Origin of the sequence: Massilia timonae (genome assembly GCF_001866515.1) — a bacterium.
In the GTDB taxonomy this organism is placed as follows: domain Bacteria; phylum Pseudomonadota; class Gammaproteobacteria; order Burkholderiales; family Burkholderiaceae_D; genus Telluria; species Telluria timonae.
Genome location: NZ_JRYB01000001.1, coordinates 564,245 through 586,435, shown reverse-complemented (window position 1 = coordinate 586,435; position 22,191 = coordinate 564,245). Strand labels below are relative to the sequence as shown.

Annotated in this window: 17 protein-coding genes and 1 other RNA gene; 12 read left to right on the top strand and 6 right to left on the bottom strand. The window is 67.2% G+C overall.

What is annotated here, in order from left to right; translation table 11 throughout:
- Nucleotides 1-9: 9 nt before the first annotated feature.
- A complete protein-coding gene (locus tag LO55_RS02550; RefSeq protein WP_071360321.1) occupies nucleotides 10-867 on the top strand; it encodes an endonuclease/exonuclease/phosphatase family protein in 858 nt (285 codons plus the stop codon).
- 3 nt (nucleotides 868-870) lie between these two features.
- Here LO55_RS02550 and yghU read toward each other — a convergent pair whose 3' ends face one another.
- Nucleotides 871-1,713 (bottom strand): glutathione-dependent disulfide-bond oxidoreductase, encoded by an 843-nt coding sequence (gene yghU / locus LO55_RS02545; protein WP_071360320.1) that lies wholly within the window; start codon nucleotides 1,711-1,713, stop codon nucleotides 871-873.
- Between the two features lie 208 nt (nucleotides 1,714-1,921).
- On the opposite strand from yghU, the gene LO55_RS02540 reads away from it, so the two are divergent.
- A complete protein-coding gene (locus LO55_RS02540) occupies nucleotides 1,922-3,526 on the top strand; it encodes a family 43 glycosylhydrolase (RefSeq protein ID WP_071360319.1) in 1,605 nt (534 codons plus the stop codon).
- A gap of 66 nt (nucleotides 3,527-3,592) precedes the next feature.
- Here the strand turns inward: LO55_RS02540 and rpoH are convergent, their stop codons facing one another.
- From rpoH to ftsY, 4 genes are all read right to left on the bottom strand, one after another.
- A complete protein-coding gene (rpoH, locus tag LO55_RS02535) occupies nucleotides 3,593-4,483 on the bottom strand; it encodes an RNA polymerase sigma factor RpoH (RefSeq protein WP_005668172.1) in 891 nt (296 codons plus the stop codon).
- 559 nt (nucleotides 4,484-5,042) lie between these two features.
- Nucleotides 5,043-5,972: a permease-like cell division protein FtsX gene (gene ftsX, locus LO55_RS02530; protein WP_071360318.1), complete on the bottom strand. Its 930-nt coding sequence runs from the start codon at nucleotides 5,970-5,972 to the stop codon at nucleotides 5,043-5,045.
- Nucleotides 5,969-6,640 carry a cell division ATP-binding protein FtsE gene (locus tag LO55_RS02525; protein WP_071360317.1) on the bottom strand — a complete coding sequence of 224 codons (672 nt, stop codon included), beginning with the start codon at nucleotides 6,638-6,640 and terminating at the stop codon, nucleotides 5,969-5,971. Before LO55_RS02525 ends, ftsX begins: the two co-directional genes overlap by 4 nt.
- A 13-nt stretch (nucleotides 6,641-6,653) precedes the next feature.
- Nucleotides 6,654-7,766 carry a signal recognition particle-docking protein FtsY gene (gene ftsY / locus LO55_RS02520; RefSeq protein WP_071360316.1) on the bottom strand — a complete coding sequence of 371 codons (1,113 nt, stop codon included), beginning with the start codon at nucleotides 7,764-7,766 and terminating at the stop codon, nucleotides 6,654-6,656.
- A 442-nt stretch (nucleotides 7,767-8,208) separates the two neighbouring features.
- Between ftsY and LO55_RS02515 the strand changes: the two genes are divergently transcribed.
- Nucleotides 8,209-11,148, top strand: a complete 2,940-nt coding sequence (locus LO55_RS02515; protein WP_071360315.1) for a LodA/GoxA family CTQ-dependent oxidase — start codon at nucleotides 8,209-8,211, stop codon at nucleotides 11,146-11,148.
- A complete protein-coding gene (locus LO55_RS02510; protein WP_071360314.1) occupies nucleotides 11,148-12,287 on the top strand; it encodes an FAD-dependent monooxygenase in 1,140 nt (379 codons plus the stop codon). The genes LO55_RS02515 and LO55_RS02510 overlap by 1 nt, the downstream gene beginning before the upstream one ends.
- Here LO55_RS02510 and LO55_RS02505 read toward each other — a convergent pair.
- The gene (locus LO55_RS02505; RefSeq protein WP_071360313.1) at nucleotides 12,284-13,984 is read right to left on the bottom strand and encodes a thiamine pyrophosphate-binding protein; all 1,701 of its coding nucleotides are present in this window, start codon (nucleotides 13,982-13,984) and stop codon (nucleotides 12,284-12,286) included. The genes LO55_RS02510 and LO55_RS02505 overlap by 4 nt on opposite strands.
- A 254-nt stretch (nucleotides 13,985-14,238) precedes the next feature.
- Here LO55_RS02505 and LO55_RS25640 point away from each other — a divergent pair, with 254 nt between their 5' ends.
- The 8 genes from LO55_RS25640 to LO55_RS02470 all read left to right on the top strand — a co-directional run bounded on the left by LO55_RS25640 (nucleotide 14,239) and on the right by LO55_RS02470 (nucleotide 22,165).
- A complete protein-coding gene (locus LO55_RS25640; protein ID WP_083415127.1) occupies nucleotides 14,239-14,646 on the top strand; it encodes a hypothetical protein in 408 nt (135 codons plus the stop codon).
- Nucleotides 14,647-14,660: 14 nt separating this feature from the next.
- A complete protein-coding gene (locus LO55_RS02500) occupies nucleotides 14,661-15,215 on the top strand; it encodes a YajG family lipoprotein (RefSeq protein WP_040777255.1) in 555 nt (184 codons plus the stop codon).
- Between the two features lie 90 nt (nucleotides 15,216-15,305).
- An RNA gene (rnpB, locus tag LO55_RS02495) (RNase P RNA component class A) lies at nucleotides 15,306-15,654 on the top strand.
- A 97-nt stretch (nucleotides 15,655-15,751) separates the two neighbouring features.
- On the top strand, nucleotides 15,752-17,245 hold the full coding sequence (glpK, locus tag LO55_RS02490) for a glycerol kinase GlpK (protein WP_071363665.1): 1,494 nt from the start codon (nucleotides 15,752-15,754) through the stop codon (nucleotides 17,243-17,245).
- A 173-nt stretch (nucleotides 17,246-17,418) separates the two neighbouring features.
- On the top strand, nucleotides 17,419-17,928 hold the full coding sequence (locus LO55_RS02485) for a Csu type fimbrial protein (protein ID WP_071360312.1): 510 nt from the start codon (nucleotides 17,419-17,421) through the stop codon (nucleotides 17,926-17,928).
- A gap of 12 nt (nucleotides 17,929-17,940) precedes the next feature.
- Entirely contained in the window at nucleotides 17,941-18,696 is a 756-nt protein-coding gene (locus LO55_RS02480) for a fimbrial biogenesis chaperone (RefSeq protein WP_083415125.1), read from the top strand.
- A gap of 14 nt (nucleotides 18,697-18,710) precedes the next feature.
- Entirely contained in the window at nucleotides 18,711-21,155 is a 2,445-nt protein-coding gene (locus LO55_RS02475) for a fimbria/pilus outer membrane usher protein (RefSeq protein ID WP_071360310.1), read from the top strand.
- Nucleotides 21,152-22,165, top strand: a complete 1,014-nt coding sequence (locus tag LO55_RS02470) for a Csu type fimbrial protein (protein ID WP_071360309.1) — start codon at nucleotides 21,152-21,154, stop codon at nucleotides 22,163-22,165. The genes LO55_RS02475 and LO55_RS02470 overlap by 4 nt, the downstream gene beginning before the upstream one ends.
- Nucleotides 22,166-22,191 lie beyond the last annotated feature (26 nt).

Sequence of the window (22,191 nt, the reverse complement as noted above, 5' to 3'; positions counted from 1 at the left end):
CTCGACGCCATGAAGATTGTTTTCTCCCTGTTCGCTGCATTCGCCATGTTGATCGGCGTGGCCTGCGCGCCCGCCGTCGCATTCGAGCGGGGCGAACCCATGAACGTCGCCAGCTTCAACCTGCGCTATGACAATCCCCAGGATGGCCCCAACGCCTGGCCGGCGCGCAGGGAGATGGTCAAGGCGCTGATCCGCCATCACGAATTTGACATCGTCGGCACCCAGGAGGGACTCGCCGGCCAGGTCGCCGACCTGGCGGCGATGGAAGAATTCGACCACGTCGGCGTCGGCCGCGACGATGGCAAACAGGCCGGCGAGCATTCGGCCATCTTCTTCCGCAAGAGCCGCTTCGCGCTGCTGGACAAGGGCGATTTCTGGCTCAGCGAAACGCCCGACCGGCCCTCGCTGGGCTGGGATGCGACCTGCTGCCATCGCATCGTCTCGTGGGCCAGGCTGCGCGAACGCGCCAGCGGCCGGGTGTTGTACGTGTTCTCGGCGCACTTCGACCACGAGGGCGTCGTCGCCCGCCGCGCATCGAGCGAGCTGTTGCTGCGCAAGATCGCCGAGATCAGCCGTGGCGAGCCGGCCATCTGCACGGGCGACTTCAATTCGACGCCCGACACCCCGCAGATGCGGGCGATGGCGACGACGATGCGCGACGCCTACCAGGTCAGCCGCACGCCGCCCTACGGGCCGGTCGGCACCTATAACGGCTTCCGGCTCGATGCGCCCAGCCGCGACCGCATCGACTACATTTACGTCGACCGCCACTTCGAGGTGCTCAAGTACGCGGCCCTGGGCGATTCGCTCCACGGCCGCTATCCGTCCGACCACCATCCGGTGGTCGCGCGGGTGCAGTTCAGGTAATGCTCAGTCGAGGTCGGCCGCGGCGTGCCGCTCGTGCACCTGGTCGGCTTCGGGGCCGAACGAGCGGTTGACCTTGCGCCCACGGATGACGGCCGGCCGCGCGGCGATCTCGTCGGCCCAGCGTTTGACGTGCCTGTATTCGTGCACGGACAGGAATTCCGCCGCCTCGTACAGCTGGCCCAGCACCAGCCCGCCATACCAGGGCCAGATCGCCATGTCGGCGATCGTGTATTCCTCGCCCGCGACGAAGCGCTTGTCGGCCAGGTGGCGGTCGAGCACGTCGAGCTGTCGCTTGGTTTCCATCGCGTAGCGATCGATCGGGTACTGCAGCTTTTCCGGGGCATAGGCATAGAAGTGACCGAAGCCGCCGCCGACAAAAGGAGCCGAGCCCATCTGCCAGAACAGCCAGTTCATGGTCTCGGCGCGCGCCACGCCGTCCTTCGGCAGGAAGGCGCCGAATTTCTCGGCCAGGTAGACCAGGATCGAGCCGGATTCGAACACGCGCACCGGCTCGGCGCCACTGCGGTCGACCAGGGCCGGGATCTTCGAGTTGGGGTTGGCCTCGACGAAGCCGCTCGAGAACTGCATGCCTTCGTTGATGCGGATGAGCCAGGCATCGTACTCGGCGCCGCTGTGGCCGGCCGCCAGCAATTCTTCCAGCAGGATCGTCACCTTCACGCCGTTTGGCGTGGCCAGCGAATACAGCTGCAGCGGATGCTGGCCGACCGGGAGTTCCTTGTCGTGGGTCGGGCCTGCGACCGGGCGGTTGATGCTGGCGAAGGTTCCGCCCGACGAGGCGGGCGGGGTCCAGACTTTCGGTGGGACGTAGGATGCTTGGTCAGCCATGGGGTCTCCTTGAACCTGGTCAAAGAAATCATTCTAGCCAATGGGAGAGAAACGCGTTGGCGCGGCCCCGAAAAGGGGCGGGCGGCCTGCCACTTGCTGCAAGATTCGTACAACTTTCCGCATCCCCCCGGGAGAAAAGGCTGCTGGCGCTGGCTTCGGCGCGCGGGATTTCCTATCCTGTCCCGTCCACCACGAGAAAGACCAGGACATGACGAAACCCTCGCGTCGCGACGCCTTCAAGATCCTGCTGGCTGGCGCCAGCCTGCCGGCGCTGCCCGCGGCGGCGGCATCGACTGATTGCCAGGCAGGCGGGCAGGCTTGGCGCCGTGGCATCGAAGGCCAGCGCCGGGCCGACCAGGGCGACGGCACCTACCTGAACCCGATCATCGCGGGCGACCATCCCGACCCCACCGTGCTCAAGGACGGCAAGGACTACTACCTCACGTATTCTTCGTTCTATTCCTATCCCGGCCTGGTGATCTGGCATTCGACCGACCTGGTCAACTGGCGCCCGGTCGCGCCGGCGCTGAGCAAACCCCTGGGGACGATCTGGGCCGTCGACCTGTGCAAGCACGATGGCCGCTACTTCATCTATATCCCGGCCGCGCCGGACGGCAAGCCGTGGTCGATCTACGCGATCTGGGCCGACCGCATCGAGGGGCCGTGGAGCGAACCGGTCGACCTCAGGATTGCCGACTGCATCGATCCCGGCCACGTGGTGGGCGAGGACGGCAAGCGCTACCTGTTCGTCAACGGCATCCGCAAGATCCGGCTCGCCGACGATGGCCTGGCCACCGATGGCCGGCTCGAGAAGGCCTATGAACCCTGGCGCTATCCGGCCGACTGGATCGTCGAGAACTTCGCGCCCGAAGGGCCGAAGCTGCTGCGGCGCGGCAAATGGTTCTATCTGGTGACGGCGGTCGGCGGCACCGCCGGCCCGGTCACCGGCCATATGGTGATCGCGGCGCGCTCGACCTCGGTGCATGGACCATGGGAACACTGCCCGCACAACCCGCTGGTGCGTTCGCTGGGCACGGCCGAACCGTGGTGGTCGCGCGGCCATGCGACCCTGGTCGAGGGACCGGCCGGCGACTGGTGGATGATCTATCACGGCTACGAGAACGGCTACCGCACCCTGGGGCGGCAGACGCTGCTGGAGCCGATCGAGTGGACGGACGATGGCTGGTTCCACGCCATGGGCGGCGACCTGTCGCGGCCATTGCCGATGCCGAGGGGAGGAGAGACCGGCCCGGCCGGCCAGGCGCTGTCCGACGATTTCAGGCGCGACCGCCTCGGCGTGCAATGGGCCTTCCACGATCCGGCGCCGGACGAGATGCGCCGCGCGCGTTACACGGATACGGGGCTGCGGATCGCCGGCCGCGGCGCGTCGCCGGCCGACAGCCGGCCGCTGACCTGCGGCGTCGGCGACCGCGCCTACGAGGTGGAGGTGACGCTCACCCTGGAGGGAGAGGCCGAAGCCGGCCTGCTGCTGTTCTACAGCCAGAAAGCCTTCGTCGGCATCGGTTTTACGCGTGACGAGGTCAAGACCTTCCAGTACGCCGAAGAGCAGGGCTGGGCGCGGGGCAAGCGCAAGACCTCCACGGTGCGGGTGCGGATGACGAACGACGAGCACGTCGTCACCTGGCGCTACTCGCACGACGGCGGCAAGACCTGGACCCTGCACGGGACACGGATGGAAGTATCGGGCATCCACCACAATGTGTTCGGCGGCTTCCTGAGCCTGAAGGTCGGCGTCTATTGCGCCGGCGCCGGCGCGGTGACGCTCGGCGATTTCCGCTACCGGGCGCTGTGAGTGCGGGACTGACAGCGCCAAAGAAAAACCCCGCCGCAGCGGGGTTCGTGATGGGGCAGGGCCGGCTTACACGTAAGCCGCCAGCGCGCCTTTCATCTTCTTGAGCGCGGCCGATTCGATCTGGCGGATGCGCTCGGCCGACACGCTGAACTCTTCGGCCAGCGTATGCAGCGTGGCGCCCGAGCCGTCGTCGTTGGCCAGCCAGCGCGCCTCGATGATGCGGCGCGAACGCGGATCGAGCTTGCCCAGCGCCGTTTCCAGGCCTTCGGACTGCAGGCGGGTGACCTGCTCGGCCTCGAGCACCTTGGTCGGTTCCTGCTGGTCCGACGACAGGTAGGCGATCGGCGAGAACTTGTCGTCTTCGTCGTCGGTCGGCGACTCCAGCGCGATGTCGCGGCCCGACAGACGGGTTTCCATCTCGATCACTTCTTCGCGCTTGACACCCAGCAGCTTGGCGAGGTCGTCGACCTGGCCCGGCGACATCGCGTCCAGGCCGGTCTTGTTGCTGCGCAGGTTGAAGAACAGCTTGCGCTGGGCCTTGGTCGTGGCGACCTTCACCAGGCGCCAGTTCTTGAGGATGTATTCATGCATCTCGGCCTTGATCCAGTGCATGGCGTACGACACCAGGCGCACGCCCTGGTTCGGGTCGAAGCGCTTGACCGCCTTCATCAGGCCGATATTGCCTTCCTGGATCAGGTCGGCGTGCGGCAGGCCATAGCCCAGGTAGCCGCGCGCGATCGATACCACCAGGCGCAGGTGCGACAGCACCAGCTTTTGCGCGGCGTCGAGATCGTGGTCGTCGCGCAGCCGCTTTGCCAGCGATACCTCTTCTTCGTGCGTGAGCATCGGCAGGCGGTTGACGGCCGAGATATAGGCGTCGATATTGCCCAGATTGCCGGTGAAACCCAGTCCCAGAGCACGACTGCCGGTCGGAACCAATGCGGATTGTGCGGACATATTCATTTCCCTCGTAGTAATCTTGCTGCATCCTCAATGTGCCATAACTTATTGCCTTGCGGCACTGCTGTTACGGCTTGTTACCTGAATGCGTGACTTGAATTTCGATTGCCTTGGACCATATATTAGCACTCCCCCGAGGTGAGTGCTAGAAGTGGTCCCGGCGCTTAAGATTGTTCAAAGTATTGCTCTCGGGAATCGAATTGCCGACGGTTCCACTGTAGAGCAGGTATTGCTTGTCCAGTTGATTCGGCTCAAAAGTAAGCCAGGAATGACTGGAATAACGTTAGACACAGATTACGGCCGTAGCGGCACGTATTCTGTTGAATGGCGCACGTACCCACGGCGCAGCCTGTAGGACTTATGCGCGTGGAAGCGTAGGGGATGGCAGCTAGGCCGTAGGATTCATTGCGGTGTCATGCGACGCGGTCTTGTCCGGTAAAGGGGCAGGCAGCCACACAGGAGGGCCGCCTAGCCCTGCTACACCAGATGGTGACGCTGATCGCGTTTTCAATACCATCTCGACAGTTTTTTTCACTGCAACTTTGTAGGACCGCGTTCAACGCTGCCGCGCCAGGTGACGCCGCACCGACAGCAGGGCGCCGACCAGGCCCAGCGCGGCGCTGATCGCCAGCAGGCCGGCGATTTCGAGTCCACCCAGCGGCATCAGCTGGAAATTCGAGCCGTACAGCCGGGCGAACTCACCGATCGCGCCGTTCAGCGGGCGCAGGGCCAGGGTCACCGCGCCCAGCGCCACCGCGCCGGCGCACAGGCCGAGCAGGGCGCCGGTGTAGAAGAACGGACGGTGGATGAAATCGTTGGTCGCGCCCAGCAGTGTCGAGACCGAGATTTCTTCTTTCTGGGTCAGCACCTGCAGGCGGATCGTATTGAACACGACCGCGATCACGACGATGCCCAGGGTGGCCGCCAGCAGCAGCAGCGCCAGGCGCAGGATCGCCAGCATCGCGGCCAGGCGCTTGACCCAGCTTGAGTCGACCTGCACCGTCGCCACGCCCGGCAGTTCGCCCAGGCGCTCGGTAATCAGGTCCACCTGGGCGGCGGCGCCGGCGCTGGCGAAGCCTTCCAGCTTCATTACGTAGCTGTCGGGCAAGGGGTTATCGCCCAGGGTTTCCAGCACGTCGCCCAGGCCGCTACGCTCCTTGAGCGAAGCGAGCGCCTGCTCGCGCGGCACGAAAGCGATTTCCGCCCCTTGTCCACCCTGCGGCGCGACGATCTGGCGGATCCGCGGCGCCAGCGCTTCGGCATCGGCGCGGCTGGCGTCGTCGCGCATGAACAGGCTGATCTCGGGATCGACCGACAATTGCTCGGACAGCGGACGCACATTGTCGAGCAGGGTGATGCCCGCGAACGGCAGGGTCAGCGCGAGCGCGACCACCAGCACGTTGAACAGGAAGCTGCCGGGCGACTTGCGCACCGTCGACAGCGCGGCCCCGAGGGCGAAGCGGTGCTGGCGCAGCCACGGGCTCATGCCGCACCTCCGACCAGCTGGCCCTGCTCGAGGCGGATCACTCGCGTGCTGCCTGCCAGCACCTGCTCGTCGTGGGTCGAAATGACGCAGGTGACGCCGGCGGCGTGGAAGGCGCGCAGCGCGTCGAGCACCTTGTCGGCCGCCACGCGGTCGAGATTGGCGGTCGGCTCGTCGGCCAGGATGATCTGCGGCCGGTTGACGATCGCGCGCGCGACCGCCACCCGCTGCTGTTCGCCGCCCGACAGTTCGAGCGGCATCGCCTTGGCGCGGTCGAGCAGGCCGACCCGGTCGAGCGCGGCGCGGGCGCGCTGCGCGGCGTCCGCGGTGCGGGCGCCCGTGACGAGGAGGGGCAGCATGGTGTTGGCCAGGATGTTGCGGTCGTTGAGCAGGCGCTGCTGCTGGAAGACGATGCCGATATTCCGGCGCAGGAAGGGAATCCCGGCCGGCTTGATGCGGCCGATGTCCTGGCCGTTGACGATCACCTTGCCGCTGCTGGGGCGCTCGACCGCCGCCACCATCTTCATGAGGGTCGACTTGCCGGCGCCGGAAGGGCCGGCCAGGTAGACCAGCTCGCCCTTGGCGATGTCGAGCGAGACGTCGTGCAGCGCATAGGCGCCGCGCGCATCGCCGTGGGTGTACTGTTTGGATACCGACTGGAATGCGATCATGGGTCCCGTTCCGTCAGCCGAGCAGCGCTTCGACGAATTCTTCGGCGTTGAACGGCTGCAGGTCTTCCAGCTTCTCGCCGACGCCGATGAAGTACACGGGGATCGGACGGGTGCGGGCGATCGCCGCCAGCACGCCGCCCTTGGCGGTGCCGTCCAGCTTGGTCACGACCAGGCCCGTGAGCTGCAGGGCGTCGTCGAAGGCCTTCACCTGGGCCAGCGCGTTCTGGCCGGTATTGCCGTCGATGACGAGCAGGGTCTCGTGCGGCGCGCCGTCCATGCCCTTGCCGATCACGCGCTTGATCTTTTTCAGTTCTTCCATCAGGTGCAGCTGGGTCGGCAGGCGGCCGGCGGTGTCGATCATGACGACGTCGGTGCCGCGCGCCTTGCCCGACTGCACCGCGTCGAAGGCGACGGCGGCCGGATCGCCCGACTGCTGCGAGATCACGGTGACGTTGTTGCGCTGGCCCCAGACCATCAATTGCTCGCGTGCGGCGGCGCGGAAGGTGTCGCCGGCGGCCAGCAGCACCGACTGGTCGAAGCTCTGCATATGCTTGGCCAGCTTGCCGATGGTGGTGGTCTTGCCGGCGCCGTTGACGCCCGAGATCATCATCACCAGCGGTTCGTGGCGGCCCAGCTCCAGCGGCTTCTGCAACGGTTGCAGCAGCTCGATCATCAGCGCCTTGAGCGCGGCCTTGACGGCGGCGGCGTCCAGCAGCTTGTCTTCCTTGACCTTGCGCCGCAATTCGCCCAGCAGGTGCTCGGTGGCGTCCATGCCGGCGTCCGACATCAGCAGCGCCGCCTCGAGTTCCTCGTACAGGTCTTCGTCGATGCGGGCGCCGACGAACAGCAGCGACAGGTTGCTCGAGGTCTTGGACAGGCCGGCCTTCAGGCGCGCCATCCACGAGGTCTTCTTCTCGGCCTCGGTGGTCGGGCGTTCGGCGGTTTCGGGGAACAGGTTGGCGCCTTCGTGCAGGACGCTGGCTTCGGCGGCGATCGGGGGCGCGGCGATGGGCGCCGGGGCCGAAGCGGGGGCGGGAGCGGGGGCGGGCGCAGGCGGCGCGGCCGGCACGACCGGTTCCGGCGCCGGTGTGTCAGGCGCTTTTTTTCTTTTGAAGAAGCTAAACATAGTGTCTGGTGGCGGGACTGCGTGCGGACGCCGGCGTGGCCGGCGATGAAAAAACTAGCGAATATTTTACCAGAGCAGCAATACGGTCTTGCATTGCACGCGAGCGACACCGCGCTTGCACGCCAAGTATCGCCTCGCTGAAGCCTTGCCGGAATCCAATCGTTCATGCGGGCGGCATGCCCGGTGTCGCTGCGGCGCATCGGATGCCGCTCGATCGTTGCGCGGGCGCATACAAGAACCGGTAAAGATGAAAACTACGAGTAGATTTTCGAAAAATACTGAAGTAGTATTTTTTCGCAATAAATTGCCCTCTCGACAGGGCACGAACACCTCGTCCGCTTCGCAGTCCAGCACCCGTTCCAATGCAGCACCGCGGTCGTCTCACCAGCCGGACCACCATCGCCACCGATGCGATGCCCTGCAACCCCTATTGGATTCCGCCATGACCAAACCGAACGACGCAGCGCCTCCCTGTTTCACGCAGCCGGACCAATCCGCGCAACGCCTGACCGAACTGTTCGTCGACGTTTCCCAGAAGCGGCACATCGAGAACGACCCCGGACCCGCGCGGCGCGCGGTGTTCCGCAAGCAGCATGGCGTGGCCAGCGGCCGGCTGGAAGTCTTGCCGTCGATTCCGGCCGACCTGAAGGTCGGCGTGTTCCGCCATGCGCGGCTGGACGCATGGATGCGTTTTTCGAGCGACATCAAGCCCACCGATCCCGACCTGCGTTCGACGGTCGGCGTCGGCATCAAGCTGTTCGGCGTCGCCGGCCCGAACGGGCTGGGCGAGGAGGGCGATACCGCCGACTTCATCATGCAGAACTTCCCGGTGTTCTTCGCCGACGATTGCGCGGAGATGCTCGATTTCACCTATGCGAGCGTGATCGCCAAGGACGACGACGGCTACCTGGCCAAGCATGAGCGCATGTCCCGTCTGTTCGACCGCATGGCGAAGGTCGAGTCGAGCGTGCTGACGGCCACCTACTGGGCGATCCTGCCGTTCAGGGCGGGCGAGCAGTTCGTCAAGTACCGGCTGGAGCCGGAAACCGAGTCCGACCGGATCGCCGGGAGCGGCAACGATTACCTGGGCACCGACATGGCGCGCCGCCTGGCGCGGCGCGAATACCGGTTCCGCTTCATGGTCCAGCGCCGCACCGACCCCGACAACATGCCGCTCGACCAGGCGACGGTCGAATGGAGCGAAAAGACCAGCCCGTTCGTGCAGGTGGCGACCCTGATCCTGCCGCAGCAGGACATCTGCACCCGCGGCCAGGCCGAATATGGCGACGCGCTGTCCTTCAACATCTGGCGCGTGCCGCCGGAGCAGACGCCGGTCGGCTCGATCGCCGAAGCGCGCAAGATCGCCTACGCGGCCAGCGCGCACGCGCGGCGCGAGGCCAACGGCCAGCCGCAGGAAGAGCCGCGCCAGCCGCGCGCGAGCTGTCCTTTCTCGGCGGGCCGGCCGGCGCCCGACGCCGACACCTGCATCGTCCAGGCGGTGATCCATCCGGCGATCGGCATCGCGCGCGTGGGGTCGAGCGAGGACGGGTGGTTCCTGGGCCCGGAAGTGCGCAATCCGCCGGCCCAGCCGCCCGGCTTCTATCGCGACGCGCATCACAAGCTCAAGCGCCAGGCGGTGCGCTTTCGCGTCTACGGCGTCAACGCCAAGGGCCATATCGTGCGCGAACTGACGCCGGACGACGCGAAGATCGAGTGGAAGGTCCAGCTGGCCAATACCAAGTCGGCCTGGTACGGCTTCCAGCTGGCGCTGGACATTCCCGAAGCCGCCTGGGCGCCGCCGACGACGCTGCGCAATCCCGGCGTCGCCGAGCGCGACAGGCTGGCGATCACGCCGGCGGCGCGCACGGTGACGGGACGCGACGCCGCCCCGCGCCGCTTCGACGACGGCCGCTTCATGGACAAGCCGGTCTACCTGGGCGAGATCTTCACCGACGACCAGGGACGCCTGATCGTGCTGGGCGGGCACGGCGCCGCCGCCTCGTACGACGGCAGCCGCGCGGTCACCTTCGCCAACAACGAGGCCTGGCATGACGACGTCGCCGACGGTCCGGTGAGCGCCGACGTGGAATACCAGGGCATGCGCCTGAACGTCGTGCCGGCGTGGGTGGTCGTGGCGCCGCCGAACTACGGCCCGCAGCGGCAGTCGGTGCGCACCATGTGGGACCTGATGCGCGACGTGGCCATCAACGCCGGCATGCTGCCGCGGCCCAGGCGGCCCAGTTTCACCTTCGACATCCTGCCGATCTTCGAGCGGATGGCCGGGCTGCAGTGGGTCAATGCCGGCTTCGCGTCGGGATTCGGCTGGAAGGGCGCGAACGACCTCACCAGCGCCGAAGCGCTCGCGCGCCTGTCCGATGGCGGCGGCGCCAGCGCCGAACTGCGGCACCTGGTCGCGAACCAGTTCCGCGACGACGCCGTCGACGGCGCCTCGCCCAAGCCCTGGCCCTGGCTGTACGGCGACGCGATGAACGTGCCGCCGGCCGCCACGCCGCGCCAGAACGCCTCGCTGTCGGGCACGCAGATGCAGATGCTGGCGCAGTGGGCGGCGGGCGACTTCATCGAGGACTACGACCCCGAGCGCCACTGGCCGGCCAGCCTGGACGAGGTGCCGCTGGCCGAGCAGGGCGATACGCTGACGCGGGCGGCGCTCGAATTCGCGCTGGCCGACGCCTTCCACCCCGGCTGCGAAATGACCTGGGTCACGCGCCAGCCGAGCATGTACATGGAACCGTTCCGCTTCGCCCACGCCCTGGACGGCTGGATCGCGCCGCAGCCGGCGCAGGTCCTGACCCCGGAAGCGATGCAGATCACCGACGGCCCCTTCGCCGGCCAGCAGCCGGGCGGCATCACGCGCTGGATGGCGGTGCCCTGGCATACGGACACGGCCAGCTGCAAGTCGGGCTACGTGCCGGAGTACGACCCGTATATTCCGACCTTCTGGCCGGCGCGCGTGCCCAACGAGGTGCTCACCAAGGAGAACTACAGGATCGTCATGGACGAGCGCAAGCCGCTGGGCGAGCGGCTCGCCGCCTTCGCCGACCGCGCGGGCTGGAGCGACCCGCTGGGCGACGCGAACACGAGCTACACGGACAAGATCAACAACATGATCCGTCACTTCGACAAGCTCGGCGTGGTCGAGTCGCATCCGGGGCCGTCCGACCGCGCGCACTTCCCGGCGCTGATCGAGGTCGAGGACCAGCATCCGAAGATCAAGGACATGGCGGCGCCCGACGCCCACCGGTCGCACGATGCGGCGCAGCCGGGGCTGCGCATCGGCGCCCGCGGCAGCGCGCAGCGGCGCGAGCCCGAGCCGGGCACCATCGAGAAGGTGCGGCGCTTCCCGCACGGGCTGCCGGGCTGATGCCGGCCTGGGACGCGCTCGACGACGTCATCGATGCCGACGTCGTCGTGCTGGGCGCCGGGCCGGCCGGGTGCGCGCTGGCGCTCAACCTGGCGCCCTTCAGGCGGGTGCTGGTGCTCGACAAGGGCGGCCCGGCGCCGCGCCGCGTGGGCGAGGCGCTGCCGGCCGCCGCCGGCCGGCTGCTGCGCGACATGCGTCTCGAGCGCGACTTCCTGGCGCAGGGGCACGCCGCCTGTCACGTGACGCGCTCCTGCTGGGGCTCGTCCGTCCTGGTGGAGCAGGATGCCTTGCGCAATCTCGATGGGCCGGGCTGGCACCTGGACCGCGCGCGCTTCGATGCCTGGCTGGCCGACGTGGCGCGCACGCGCGGCGCCGCCCTGCTGGCCGGGACGCGCCTGGCCGGGCTGCGCCGCATCGACGACGGGGGAGCGCGCTGGCAGCTCGAGGTGCGGCGCCATGGCCAACCCTTGCAGGTCAGGGCCGGCCTGGTGGTCGACGCGAGCGGCAGGGATGGGGTGCTGGCGCGCCACGTCGGCGCGCGGCGCCAGGCGCGGGGCAAACTGGTCTGCGGCTGGCTGTTCGGCCGCGACGGCGCCGCGACCGGCGCCAGCGAGCTGCACGCCGAGGAGGACGGCTGGTGGTACACGGCGTCGTTGCCTGAACAGAGACGCCTGCTGGCCTTCTACACCGATGCCGACCTCCCGGCGGCGCGTTGCGCGCATACCGGCCCGGCCCTGCTGGCCAGGCTGGCGCGCACGCCGGCGCTGCGCGCCAGCCTGGCCGGTGCGCGCTTCGATCCCGAGGACGGACACGGCTTTTGCGCCGCCCACGGCGCCGCGCTGGATCGTCCCTGGGGCGATGGCTGGCTTGCGGTCGGCGACGCCGCGCTCGCCTTCGACCCCTTGTCGTCCCAGGGCCTGTTCAATGCCCTGTACACCGGGCTCGCCGGCGCCGAGGCGGCGCACCGGTATCTGGAAGGAGAGGCCGGCGCGCTGGAGGACTACGGCGGCGAGACCGCCCGCATCGACCTCGCCTACCGCCGCCACCTGGACGCGTGGTATCGGATGGAAACCCGCTGGCCCGGCCACGCGTTCTGGCGCCGGCGCCTGGACGCCGCGCCGTCGGCCGTGCCGGCCTAGCGGCCAGCCCTGGCGCTTTCCGCCTGCCGGCGGATCGTCTCCAGGGTGGCGTTCGGGGTGATCAGGTTACCGTCGTAGCGCAGCTCGATCACGGCCGGCAGCCGGTGCTGTTCCGCATGCTCCAGCGCGCGCCGCAGCGCCGGCGCGAAATCCCCGGTCTTGTCGACGACTTCGCCATGGCCGCCGTAGGCGCGCGCCAGCGCGGCGAAGTCCGGATTGTGCAGGCCGGTGCCCGACACGCGGCCCGGGTAGGTGCGCTCCTGGTGCATGCGGATGGTGCCGAACATATTATTGTTGAACACCAGGATCACCACGCCGGCGCCGTACTGGACGGCGGTCGCCAGTTCCTGGCCCGTCATCATGAATTCGCCGTCGCCGGCGAAGGTCACCACGGCGCGCTCCGGCCACACGATCTTGGCGGCCACGCCGGCCGGCACGGCATAACCCATCGCGCCATTGGTCGGCGCCAGCTGGGTGCGCATGCCGCTGTAGCGATAGAAGCGGTGCGCCCACGAGGCGTAGTTGCCGGCGCCGTTGGTGATGATGGCGTCGCGCGGCAGTTGATCCATCAAGTCCTGCACCACCTGCCACAGGTCGAGCGGCGCGCCTTCCTTGAGCAGCGCCGGCTGCGCCTGCCAGGCGGCCAGTTCGGCCTTGGCCTCGGCCACGCTGTCCTGCCAGGCGGTGGCGTCGACCGGCTCCATCGCGGCCAGCATGGCGCAGGCTTGCGGCATGCCGCTGGCGATCATGAGTTCGCCCTGGTAGACGCTGCCCAGTTCTTCCGGGTCCGGGTGGATGTGGACCAGGCGCTGGCGCGGCACCGGCGCATCGAGCAGCGTGTAGCCGCCGGTCGTCATCTCGCCCAGGCGCGGGCCGATGGCGATCACCAGGTCGGCCTCTTTGACGCGCGCGGCCAGCTTGGGGTTGATGCCGATGCCGACGTCGCCGGCGTAGTTCGGGTGCGCGTTGTCGAGCAGGTCCTGGAAGCGGAAGGTGCAGCCTACCGGCAAGCGGTTTGCTTCGGCGAAGCGGGCCAGGTCGGCGCAGGCCTGCGCGTTCCAGGTGCCGCCGCCCAGCAGCACGATCGGACGCCGGGCGTCTTGCAGCATGGCGCGCAGGCGGGCGATCTGCTCGCCCGTTGGGGCGCCGTGCGACGGCTGGTAGGGACGGGTATTGGCTACTTCTGCCGTCGACACCAGCATGTCTTCCGGCAGCGCCAGCACCACCGGGCCGGGACGGCCGCTGGTGGCCACCTGGAAGGCGCGCGCCAGATATTCGGGGATGCGGTCGGCGCGATCGATCTGGGCCACCCATTTCGCCATCTGGCCATACATGCGGCGATAGTCGATTTCCTGGAAGGCTTCGCGGTCGACGAAGTCGTTGCCGACCTGGCCGATGAACAGGATCATCGGGGTGGAGTCTTGATAGGCGGTGTGCACGCCGATCGAGGCGTTGGTGGCGCCGGGACCGCGGGTGACGAAGCAGATGCCGGGTTTGCCCGTCATCTTGCCGTAGGCCTCGGCCATGAATGCCGCGCCCCCTTCCTGGCGGTTGATCACGAAGCGGATGTTCGAGTCGTGCAGCGCATCGAGCACGTCCAGGTAGCTTTCGCCGGGGACGCCGAAGGCGGTGTCGACGCCGTGGACGTGGAGCGCATCGACCAGGAGCTGGCCGCCGGTGCGGGAAGGGTGGGTCATGGAGAGGTCATCCTTGAGGTTTTGGCATCTTCGGCATTCTATGTGAGCACGCCCGTGTCGGCTTTTGAAATGGCGACACTAAATTTCAGATTTCTTTTAGCGCTATTAGTTGCTGGAATGCGACGTGGATATGCATACAGAATAGCAATTAGGAAATTTATGTTTTCAGATTGACACTGATGTTTTCCAGTATTTATATTTACTGAGGCAATTTATGTTGCCAAAAAATATAATATTTACTAGGGAATCTTCGTATGAAAAAGACCATAGCAATAACTTTGGCAGCGTGTATGACGTTGACCGGATGCGCAACTGCCTCTAAGGATGTCCCGGTCGCATACGTTTCGCCAATGCAATACCAAGCCTATGACTGTGAACAGCTGAGCAGTGAGATACAAAGAATCCAGTCTCGTGTCGTTCAACTGGGTGGACGCTTGGACGAGGCAGCATCGAATGATAAAGCCATTGCAGGAGTGGGTATTGTTCTGTTCTGGCCTACGTTGTTCGCATTGGGCGGGACGAAGCAGCAAGAAGCTGACTATGCAAGACTGCGCGGCGAATACGATGCCAGCCATCAGGCTGCGATCCTGAAAAAATGCTCAGGTGCCGTTGCAGCGCCTGGCAACTCCCCGGTTGTTACTTCTACTCAAACGGGACTCTGATGAGAACAGACAACTTGAAAAACGTCGTCATTGCCGCACCGCTCGTCTTGACACTCCTGCTCACTGGTTGCGCCGCCCCGGCACGTATTGATCAGATGACCGCCCACGCAACGCCGCAACAGCGAATCGGACAGACGCCACTTCGTTCAAATGTTGCTGTAAAGGATGTAACCGGCGGAAAAGAAACGAACCCAATGTGGGTATCGAATGTTGGCAATAGTGAATTCGAGCAAGCTTTGGAGGGATCACTGCGTGATGCAGGCCTGCTAGCAAACGGTAAGCAGGCAGGGAAGTACCTGCTAATAGCGCATTTGGAGCGCGTAGATCAGCCAATGGCAGGGTTTGATATGACTGTCACTGTTGGCGTAATGTACTCCGTGATCGAGCGAACGACTGGCAAGGAAATCCTGACCCGCCGTATCAGCGTCCCGTATACCGCTTCGTTCAGTGCTGCATTTGCTGGCACAGAGCGTTTGCGAATCGCAAACGAGGGTGCAGTGCGAGCCAACATCACAAAGCTGATCGAAGAGTTGTTTGCTTTAAACGTTGACAAGATAGCCTTGAATTGAGCGGAAGAACCTCTCCCGCTTCAGGGGAGAGGACTTAATCTGTGCTGCAGGCCCCTACCGACAGCGGCGAGCGAGTACAATACCGCCCGTGAAGCAGGCCAGACAGTCGCTGGTCCACGCCGCAAGGTCGTGGACGGGAGGAAGGTCCGGACTCCACAGAGCGGGGTGACGGTTAACGGCCGTCCGCTGAAAGTCGTCTGGCGCAAGCCAGCGGTATAAGGCGAGGAATAGGGCCACAGAGACGAGCGTATTCAGTTACGGTGAAACGCGGTAACCTCCACCTGGAGCAATTCCAAATAGGCACGCGTTGATGTTGCTCGCGGAGCGTGCGGGTAGGAAGCTTGAGCGCTGGAGTAATCCAGCGCCTAGAGGAATGGCTGTCCATGCGCCGCCGCAAGGTGGCGTTACACAGAATCCGGCCTATCGGCCTGCTTTACTTATAATTCCCCGAGGCGCGTGATCCACGCGCCTTGTTGACGGTCGTCCCGGACCGCTTTGCCCTGGCGTTCCGCGCCGGCCAGAGTCCGGAGACGCCTTTGACCCAATACATCCTTGCCCTCGACCAGGGCACGACCAGCTCGCGCGCCATCCTGTTCGACCGCGCCGGCCTGCCGGTGGCTAGCTGCCAGCGAGAGTACCCCCAATATTTTCCCCAGCCCGGCTGGGTCGAGCACGACCCGCTCGACATCTGGCACAGCCAGCTCGCCTGCGCGCGCGAAGCATTGGCGCAAGCCGGCATCCAGGCCGCGCAGCTCGCCGCGATCGGCATCGCCAACCAGCGCGAGACCACGCTCCTGTGGGACCGCGTTAGCGGCGAGCCGGTGGCCAACGCCATCGTGTGGCAGGACCGGCGTACCGCCGGCGCCTGCGACCGCCTGCGCGAGGCGGGCAAGGCCGCCTTCATCCAGCAACGCTCGGGCCTCGAGCTCGACGCCTATTTTTCCGCCACCAAATTGCAATGGCTGCTGAACCATGTTCCTGGCGCGCGCAGCCGGGCCGAGAAGGGCGAGCTGGCCTTCGGCACCGTCGACAGCTGGCTGGTCTGGCGCCTGTGTGGCCGCCACGTCACCGATACCAGCAATGCCGCGCGCACGATGCTGTTCAACATCCATGCGCTGGCCTGGGACGACGACTTGCTGGCGCTGTTCGACATTCCGCGCGCGCTGCTGCCCGAGGTCGTTCCCAGCGCCGGCGTCGTCGGGCTGGCCGCCGAGGAGTGGTTCGGCCACGCGATCCCGATCGCCGGCATCGCCGGCGACCAGCAGGCCGCCACCTTCGGCCAGGCCTGCCACCGCAAGGGCCTGGTCAAGAATACCTACGGCACCGGCTGTTTCATGCTGATGCATGCAGGTGATTCCGCGCCGGTCTCGCACAAGCGCCTGTTGGCGACGGTCGGCTGGACGGTCGCGGGCCGCACCGACTACCTGCTCGAGGGCAGCGTCTTCATGGGCGGCGCCACCGTGCAATGGCTGCGCGACGGCCTGGGCATCATCCGCCAGTCGCACGAGGTGGAGGCCCTCGCCACCAGCGTGCCCGACAGCGGCGGCGTGATGCTGGTGCCGGCCTTCACCGGCCTCGGCGCGCCGCACTGGGATCCGTATGCGCGCGGCACCATTCTCGGCATGACGCGCGGCACGGGCGCCGCCCACATCGCGCGCGCCGCGGTCGAGGCCATCGCCTACCAGAGCGCCGGGCTGCTGGCGGCCATGCAGAAGGACGCCGCCTGCGCCGTCACCGAGCTGCGCGCCGACGGCGGCGCCGCCCGCAACGACTTGCTGATGCAATTCCAGGCCGACCTGCTCGGCGTCGAGGTGGTGCGTCCGCGCGTCACCGAAACCACGGCCCTGGGCGCGGCCTACCTGGCCGGCCTGGCCTGCGGCTACTGGGAATCGCTGGAGGCGATCGAGGCGCAATGGCAGGTCGAGCGCCGCTACACGCCAGGCATGGACGCCGGCCGCCGCGCCGAACTGCTGGCGCGCTGGGCGCGGGCGGTCGCGCATGCGCGTTCCTGGGCCACGCCGGAAGAGTGAGGTCGGTGTAGCAATTTCACCACGCTGTTGCATAAAACCAGCAAAATTGAAATAGTCAGCAAAAGTGATGAAAAGCATTTGATTCCGTACGGAAACGAGGTATCATATTTTCCGAGTTGAGCAATTTCGTGTGCGTCATGGTGATCGCGCCCTCAACACCTGGAGAAAAGAAAATGATGTCGACCTCGAACCGTAACCGCGTATTGGCTGCTGTCCTGGCTGCCGTCATGCCTTTCACCAGCGTGTCCGCCGCCAGCCCGGCCACCGCGAAATTCGACGTGACGATGAGCGTCGTTGCCGACTGCACCGTCACCGCGACCAGCCTCGATTTCGGCCAGACCGGCCTGATCACCACGGCCAAGAACGGTCAATCGAACTTGACTGTGACATGCACCAACACTACGCCTTACAATGTGGGCCTGGATGCCGGCACCGGCGCCGGTTCGAGCGGCACGACGCGTTACCTGTCGGGCAGCAGCGGCACCAATACCGACACCGTGAAGTTCAACCTGTACCGTGCGCCGGGCGCGGGCCTGTGGGGTAACACCCAGGGCACCGACACGCTCGCCGGAACTGGAAACGGCGACAAGCAGACCTTGACCGTGTACGGCGAGATCCCGGTGCAGAATGCGCCGACGCCGGACAACTACAAATCGTCGATCACGGCATCCGTGTATTTCTAAACTGGAGTGTGCATGCGGAGTCTTCGCTGCGCCGCAATCGCTGCGGCCCGCTTTACAGCCTTGTCCATGGTCCTGGCGGCCGGCCAGCTGGCGCATGGCGCCAACCTGCAGATTTCGCCGGTCTCGATCAGCTTCCAGCCGGGCCAGAACGCGGCCGGCATCCAGCTCCAGAACAATGGCGATACGCCCCTGTACGGCCAGGTGAGGGTGTACGCATGGGACCAGCGTAACGGCGTCGACGACCTGACCCCGACCACCCAGCTGGTGGCCAGCCCGCCGGTGATCGAAGTCGCCCCCAACAGCACCCAGACCATTCGCCTGGTGCGCCGCCCGGGTGCGCAGGGCGCGGCCGCCGCCGGCGCCGCCGAACAGACCTACCGCATCCTCATCGACGAACTCCCGCGTGGCGACAGCCAGCAGGGCAACGTCGCGATCCGCCTCCAGTATTCGGTGCCGGCCTTCGTGCTGCCGGCCGACGGCCAGGCCGCGCCCAAGCTCGAATGGAGCACCTTCCAGCGCGGTGGCGCCTGGCACCTGCGCGCCTTCAACGCCGGCACCCTGCACGCCCAGATCGGCGCCACCAGCGTGCGCATCGGCGAGCGCGACGTGGAACTCTCCAAGGGCTTGCTGGGCTATGCATTGCCGGGCCGCGCCCGCGAATGGGCTTTGCCGCCCGACGTCGCGGCCCGCATGCCGGCGTCCCTGGGGATCCAGGCCACGGTGAATACCCGGCCCCAGTCCGCCAGCGCCGCCGTCGCCAGGGACTGAGTCCTCGTGCAGCAATGTTGATCAGCCGCCGGCCATGGCGGGCGCTGCATTCGTCGTGCCTGCTGGCCCTGAGCCTGACGCCGATCGCCGCCGCGGTGGCGCAAGTGGCCGAGGTGGCCCAGTCAGCGCCTGCGTCCGCATCCGCGGCGGCCGGGCAAGCGGTCGAACTCTTCCTCGACACCAGCATCGACGGCCAGCCCACCGGCCAGATCGTGCCCGTCATCCAGCTCGGCTCCACCTTGCGCATGACGGTCGAGTCCCTGCGCGAACTGGGCCTGGACCCGGCCCGCTTCGGCGTGGCCGGGCGCAGCGATTTTTCGCTGGACGAGGTAAGCGGCATGCGCTGGGCCTACGACCCCGCGAAGCAGGCCTTGGCCCTGACCCTGACCGATGCCCTGCGCGAGCAGCGCGTGCTGAGCGCGCGCACGGTGCGCCAGGCCGGACCCGCCCAGGCCAGCCGCGGCATGCTGCTCAACTACAACCTGTTCGGCCAGAGCAGCTCGCGCGCGCTGGCCGGCACCCTCGACCTGCGTTATTTCGACCGCCATGGAACGCTGAACAGCACCGGCGCCGCCATCCTGCGCGGCCCGGGGCAGGGGTATACCCGTTACGACACCAGCTGGGTGCGCTCGTCGCAGGACAATCTCTCGACCTGGCAGGTGGGCGACACCGTCGCGCCGGCGCTCAGCTGGACCCGCGCCATGCGCCTGGGCGGCATCGAATGGCGCCGTAATTTCGAATTGCGGCCCGACCTCGTGACCTATCCGGTGGCCTCGGTCGCCGGCTCGGCCGTGGTGCCCAGCAGCGTCGACCTGTACGTGAACGGGGTGCGCCAGTTCAGCGCCGCCGTGCCCACCGGCCCCTTCGTGGTCGACCAGGTGACGGGCCTGAACGGCGCCGGCCAGGCCACCGTGGTCACCCGCGACGCCCTCGGGCGCGAAGTCGCCACCACCTTGCCGCTGTACGTCGACACCCGCCTGCTGGCGCGCGGCCTGAGCGATTTCGCGGTCTCGGTCGGCGCGCTGCGACGCGACTACGGGCTGCATTCCTTCCGCTACGGCAGCGCGGCGGCGCTGGCGTCCTGGCGCCACGGCTGGAGCGACAGCATGACGCTCGAGGGGCATGCCGAGGCCGGCAGCGGCCTGGTGCTGGCCGGCGCCGGGGTGTTGAAACGCATCCCGGACGCGGGCGTGTTCAGCGCCGCGCTGGCCGCGAGCGGCGGCCGCCATCGCGGCGGCCAGGCCAGCCTCGGCTATCAATACGTGTCGCCGCGCTTCGCCTTCGACGTGCAGTCGGTGCGCGCCAGCCGCGACTATGGCGACCTGGGCGTGCTCGAGGGCGTGCCGGTGCCGCGCGCCACCGACCGCGCCACGCTCAGCACCTCGTACCGCGGCAATGGCCTGAGCGTGAGCCTGATCCAGCTGCGCCTGCCGTCCGAGAACGGCCTGGGCCTGGCGCCGGACCCGCTGGGACCCGGCGCCGGCGGCGGCACCCCGATCGGCCCGGTCGAAGAGACGCCGGGCGTCACGCGCAACGTGTCGCTGGCCTGGTCGCGCAGCGTGGGGCGGCGCGGCAACCTGAGCGTCAGCGCCTTCCAGGACCTGAAGCAGCGCGCCGACCGCGGCATCACGTTCACCTTCAGCATGGCCTTCGATTCGCGCATCTCGTTCAACACCAACGCCGGCCGCCAGCGCGGCGACACGGCGGCCACGGTGTCGCTGGGACGCGCGCCGGACTTCGAGGGCGGCCTGGGCTGGGCGCTGCAGTCCGGCATGGCCGGCGCCCAGCGCTATCACCAGGCGCAGGTCCAGTACCTCGGCTCGCACGGCCGCGCCGCCATCTCCACGCAACACGTGAATGGCGGCAGCAATACCAGCCTGGACGTCAGCGGCGCGCTGGTGGCGATGGATGGCGCGCTGGTCGCCGCGCGCCAGGTCGGCAACGGCTTCGCGCTGGTCTCGGCCGGCGCGCCGGACCTGCCGGTGTTGCAAGATAACCGCGTGATCGGCCGCACCGACAGCAAGGGCCGGCTGCTGGTGCCCGACCTGCAGCCATATGCCGCCAACCGGATCGCGATCGATCCATCGTCGCTGCCGCCCGACACCCGCATCGCCGGCAGCAGCCAGGACGTGGTGCCGCGCGAGTACGCCGGCGTGGTGGCGCGCTTCGAGATCGAACGCTATGCGGCGGCGACGCTGATGGTGCTCAAGCCCGACGGCCGGCCGCCGGAAGTCGGCACTCCCGCACGGCTCGAAGGCGCCGGGGCCCGCGGCGCGGCCGGCGCGGTCGTCGGTTACGATGGCGTGCTGTTCGTGGAAGGATTGCGCGCCTCGAACCGGGTGACGGTCGGGACCGGGGCGGATGCCTGCGAAGTGCGTTTCGACTACAAGCCGCTGGAGGGCGAGTTGCCGACCATCGGACCGCTGGTGTGCCAGCCCGTGCAAGGAAAACGACCATGATGAAGATGACGACCATGAATGTCCGGCTGCTGCGCGCACTGTGCGCAGCAGCGCTGCTGTGGCTGCTGGCCATTCCCGGCGCGCGCGCCGATAACTGTACCGTCACCATGACCGACATCGACTTCGGCGTGGTCAGCCCGATCGCCAACACCGACTACACGGCGCGCGGCACCCTGAACGTGACCTGCTACTGGACCTTGCTGCTGGGCCAGTCGGCGCTGCTGCTGCCGGCCGCCAACGTCTGCGTCAACCTGGGGCCGGGCAGCGGCGGCGGCACGGGCGATCCGCGCTACATGACCAGCGGTTCGCGGCGCCTCGGCTTCAACCTGTATGCCGATCCTTCCTATTCGGCGGCATCGCTGTGGGGCAGCAACACCAGCACCATCGGCGCCAAGCCGATCACCGGTACCATGGTCGGCCTGCTGTCGCTGGGCGGGGTGACCCAGAGCGTGACGATCTATGGCCGCATCCCGGCGTCCAGCCTGGCCGGGGTCGGCACCTCGGGCAATACCGACACCCTGTACACGGCCAGTTTCGCCGGCCACGGCACGCTGCAGTATTCGTTCGGGGCCGGCAAGTCGTGCACCGCCGGCGCCACCGAATCCTTCGCCTTCCAGGCGCGCGCCACCGTGACCAACAACTGCCTGATCAGCGCCAGCAACCTGGTGTTCGGCGCGGGCAGCCCCTTGAGCGAGCGGCGCGCCAGCGCGCCCCTGAGCGTGACCTGCACCGCCAACAGCAGCTACCAGATCTCGATGAACGGCGGCCAGTCCGGCAACCCGGCGGCGCGCACCATGAAGAACAGCCTGACCGGTGAAACCCTGGGCTACCGGATCTCGTCCACGCCGGACGGCGCGATCTGGGGCGACGGCACCGGCGGCACCGTGGTGTACACCGGCACCGGGACCGGCGCGACGCAGAGCGTCATGATGCACGGCCTGGTGCCGCGCCAGCGCGCGCCGACGCCGGGCAACTACCGCGATACGATCACGGTGCAGCTGACGTTCTAAAAAAAATCCCCGCACCGGGCGGGGAT

Excerpts from the sequence above, each read along its gene's own strand:
- ftsX (WP_071360318.1), bottom strand. The coding sequence starts at position 5,972 with ATGAGCCCGTGGCTGCGCCAGCACCGCTTCGCCCTCGGGGCCGCGCTG.
- yghU (WP_071360320.1), bottom strand. The coding sequence starts at position 1,713 with ATGGCTGACCAAGCATCCTACGTCCCACCGAAAGTCTGGACCCCGCCC.
- ftsY (WP_071360316.1), bottom strand. The coding sequence starts at position 7,766 with ATGTTTAGCTTCTTCAAAAGAAAAAAAGCGCCTGACACACCGGCGCCG.
- LO55_RS02485 (WP_071360312.1), top strand. The coding sequence starts at position 17,419 with ATGATGTCGACCTCGAACCGTAACCGCGTATTGGCTGCTGTCCTGGCT.
- LO55_RS02475 (WP_071360310.1), top strand. The coding sequence starts at position 18,711 with ATGTTGATCAGCCGCCGGCCATGGCGGGCGCTGCATTCGTCGTGCCTG.
- LO55_RS25640 (WP_083415127.1), top strand. The coding sequence starts at position 14,239 with ATGAAAAAGACCATAGCAATAACTTTGGCAGCGTGTATGACGTTGACC.
- LO55_RS02505 (WP_071360313.1), bottom strand. The coding sequence starts at position 13,984 with ATGACCCACCCTTCCCGCACCGGCGGCCAGCTCCTGGTCGATGCGCTC.
- LO55_RS02515 (WP_071360315.1), top strand. The coding sequence starts at position 8,209 with ATGACCAAACCGAACGACGCAGCGCCTCCCTGTTTCACGCAGCCGGAC.
- LO55_RS02550 (WP_071360321.1), top strand. The coding sequence starts at position 10 with ATGAAGATTGTTTTCTCCCTGTTCGCTGCATTCGCCATGTTGATCGGC.
- LO55_RS02480 (WP_083415125.1), top strand. The coding sequence starts at position 17,941 with ATGCGGAGTCTTCGCTGCGCCGCAATCGCTGCGGCCCGCTTTACAGCC.
- LO55_RS02540 (WP_071360319.1), top strand. The coding sequence starts at position 1,922 with ATGACGAAACCCTCGCGTCGCGACGCCTTCAAGATCCTGCTGGCTGGC.
- LO55_RS02525 (WP_071360317.1), bottom strand. The coding sequence starts at position 6,640 with ATGATCGCATTCCAGTCGGTATCCAAACAGTACACCCACGGCGATGCG.
- rpoH (WP_005668172.1), bottom strand. The coding sequence starts at position 4,483 with ATGTCCGCACAATCCGCATTGGTTCCGACCGGCAGTCGTGCTCTGGGA.
- LO55_RS02510 (WP_071360314.1), top strand. The coding sequence starts at position 11,148 with ATGCCGGCCTGGGACGCGCTCGACGACGTCATCGATGCCGACGTCGTC.
- LO55_RS02470 (WP_071360309.1), top strand. The coding sequence starts at position 21,152 with ATGATGAAGATGACGACCATGAATGTCCGGCTGCTGCGCGCACTGTGC.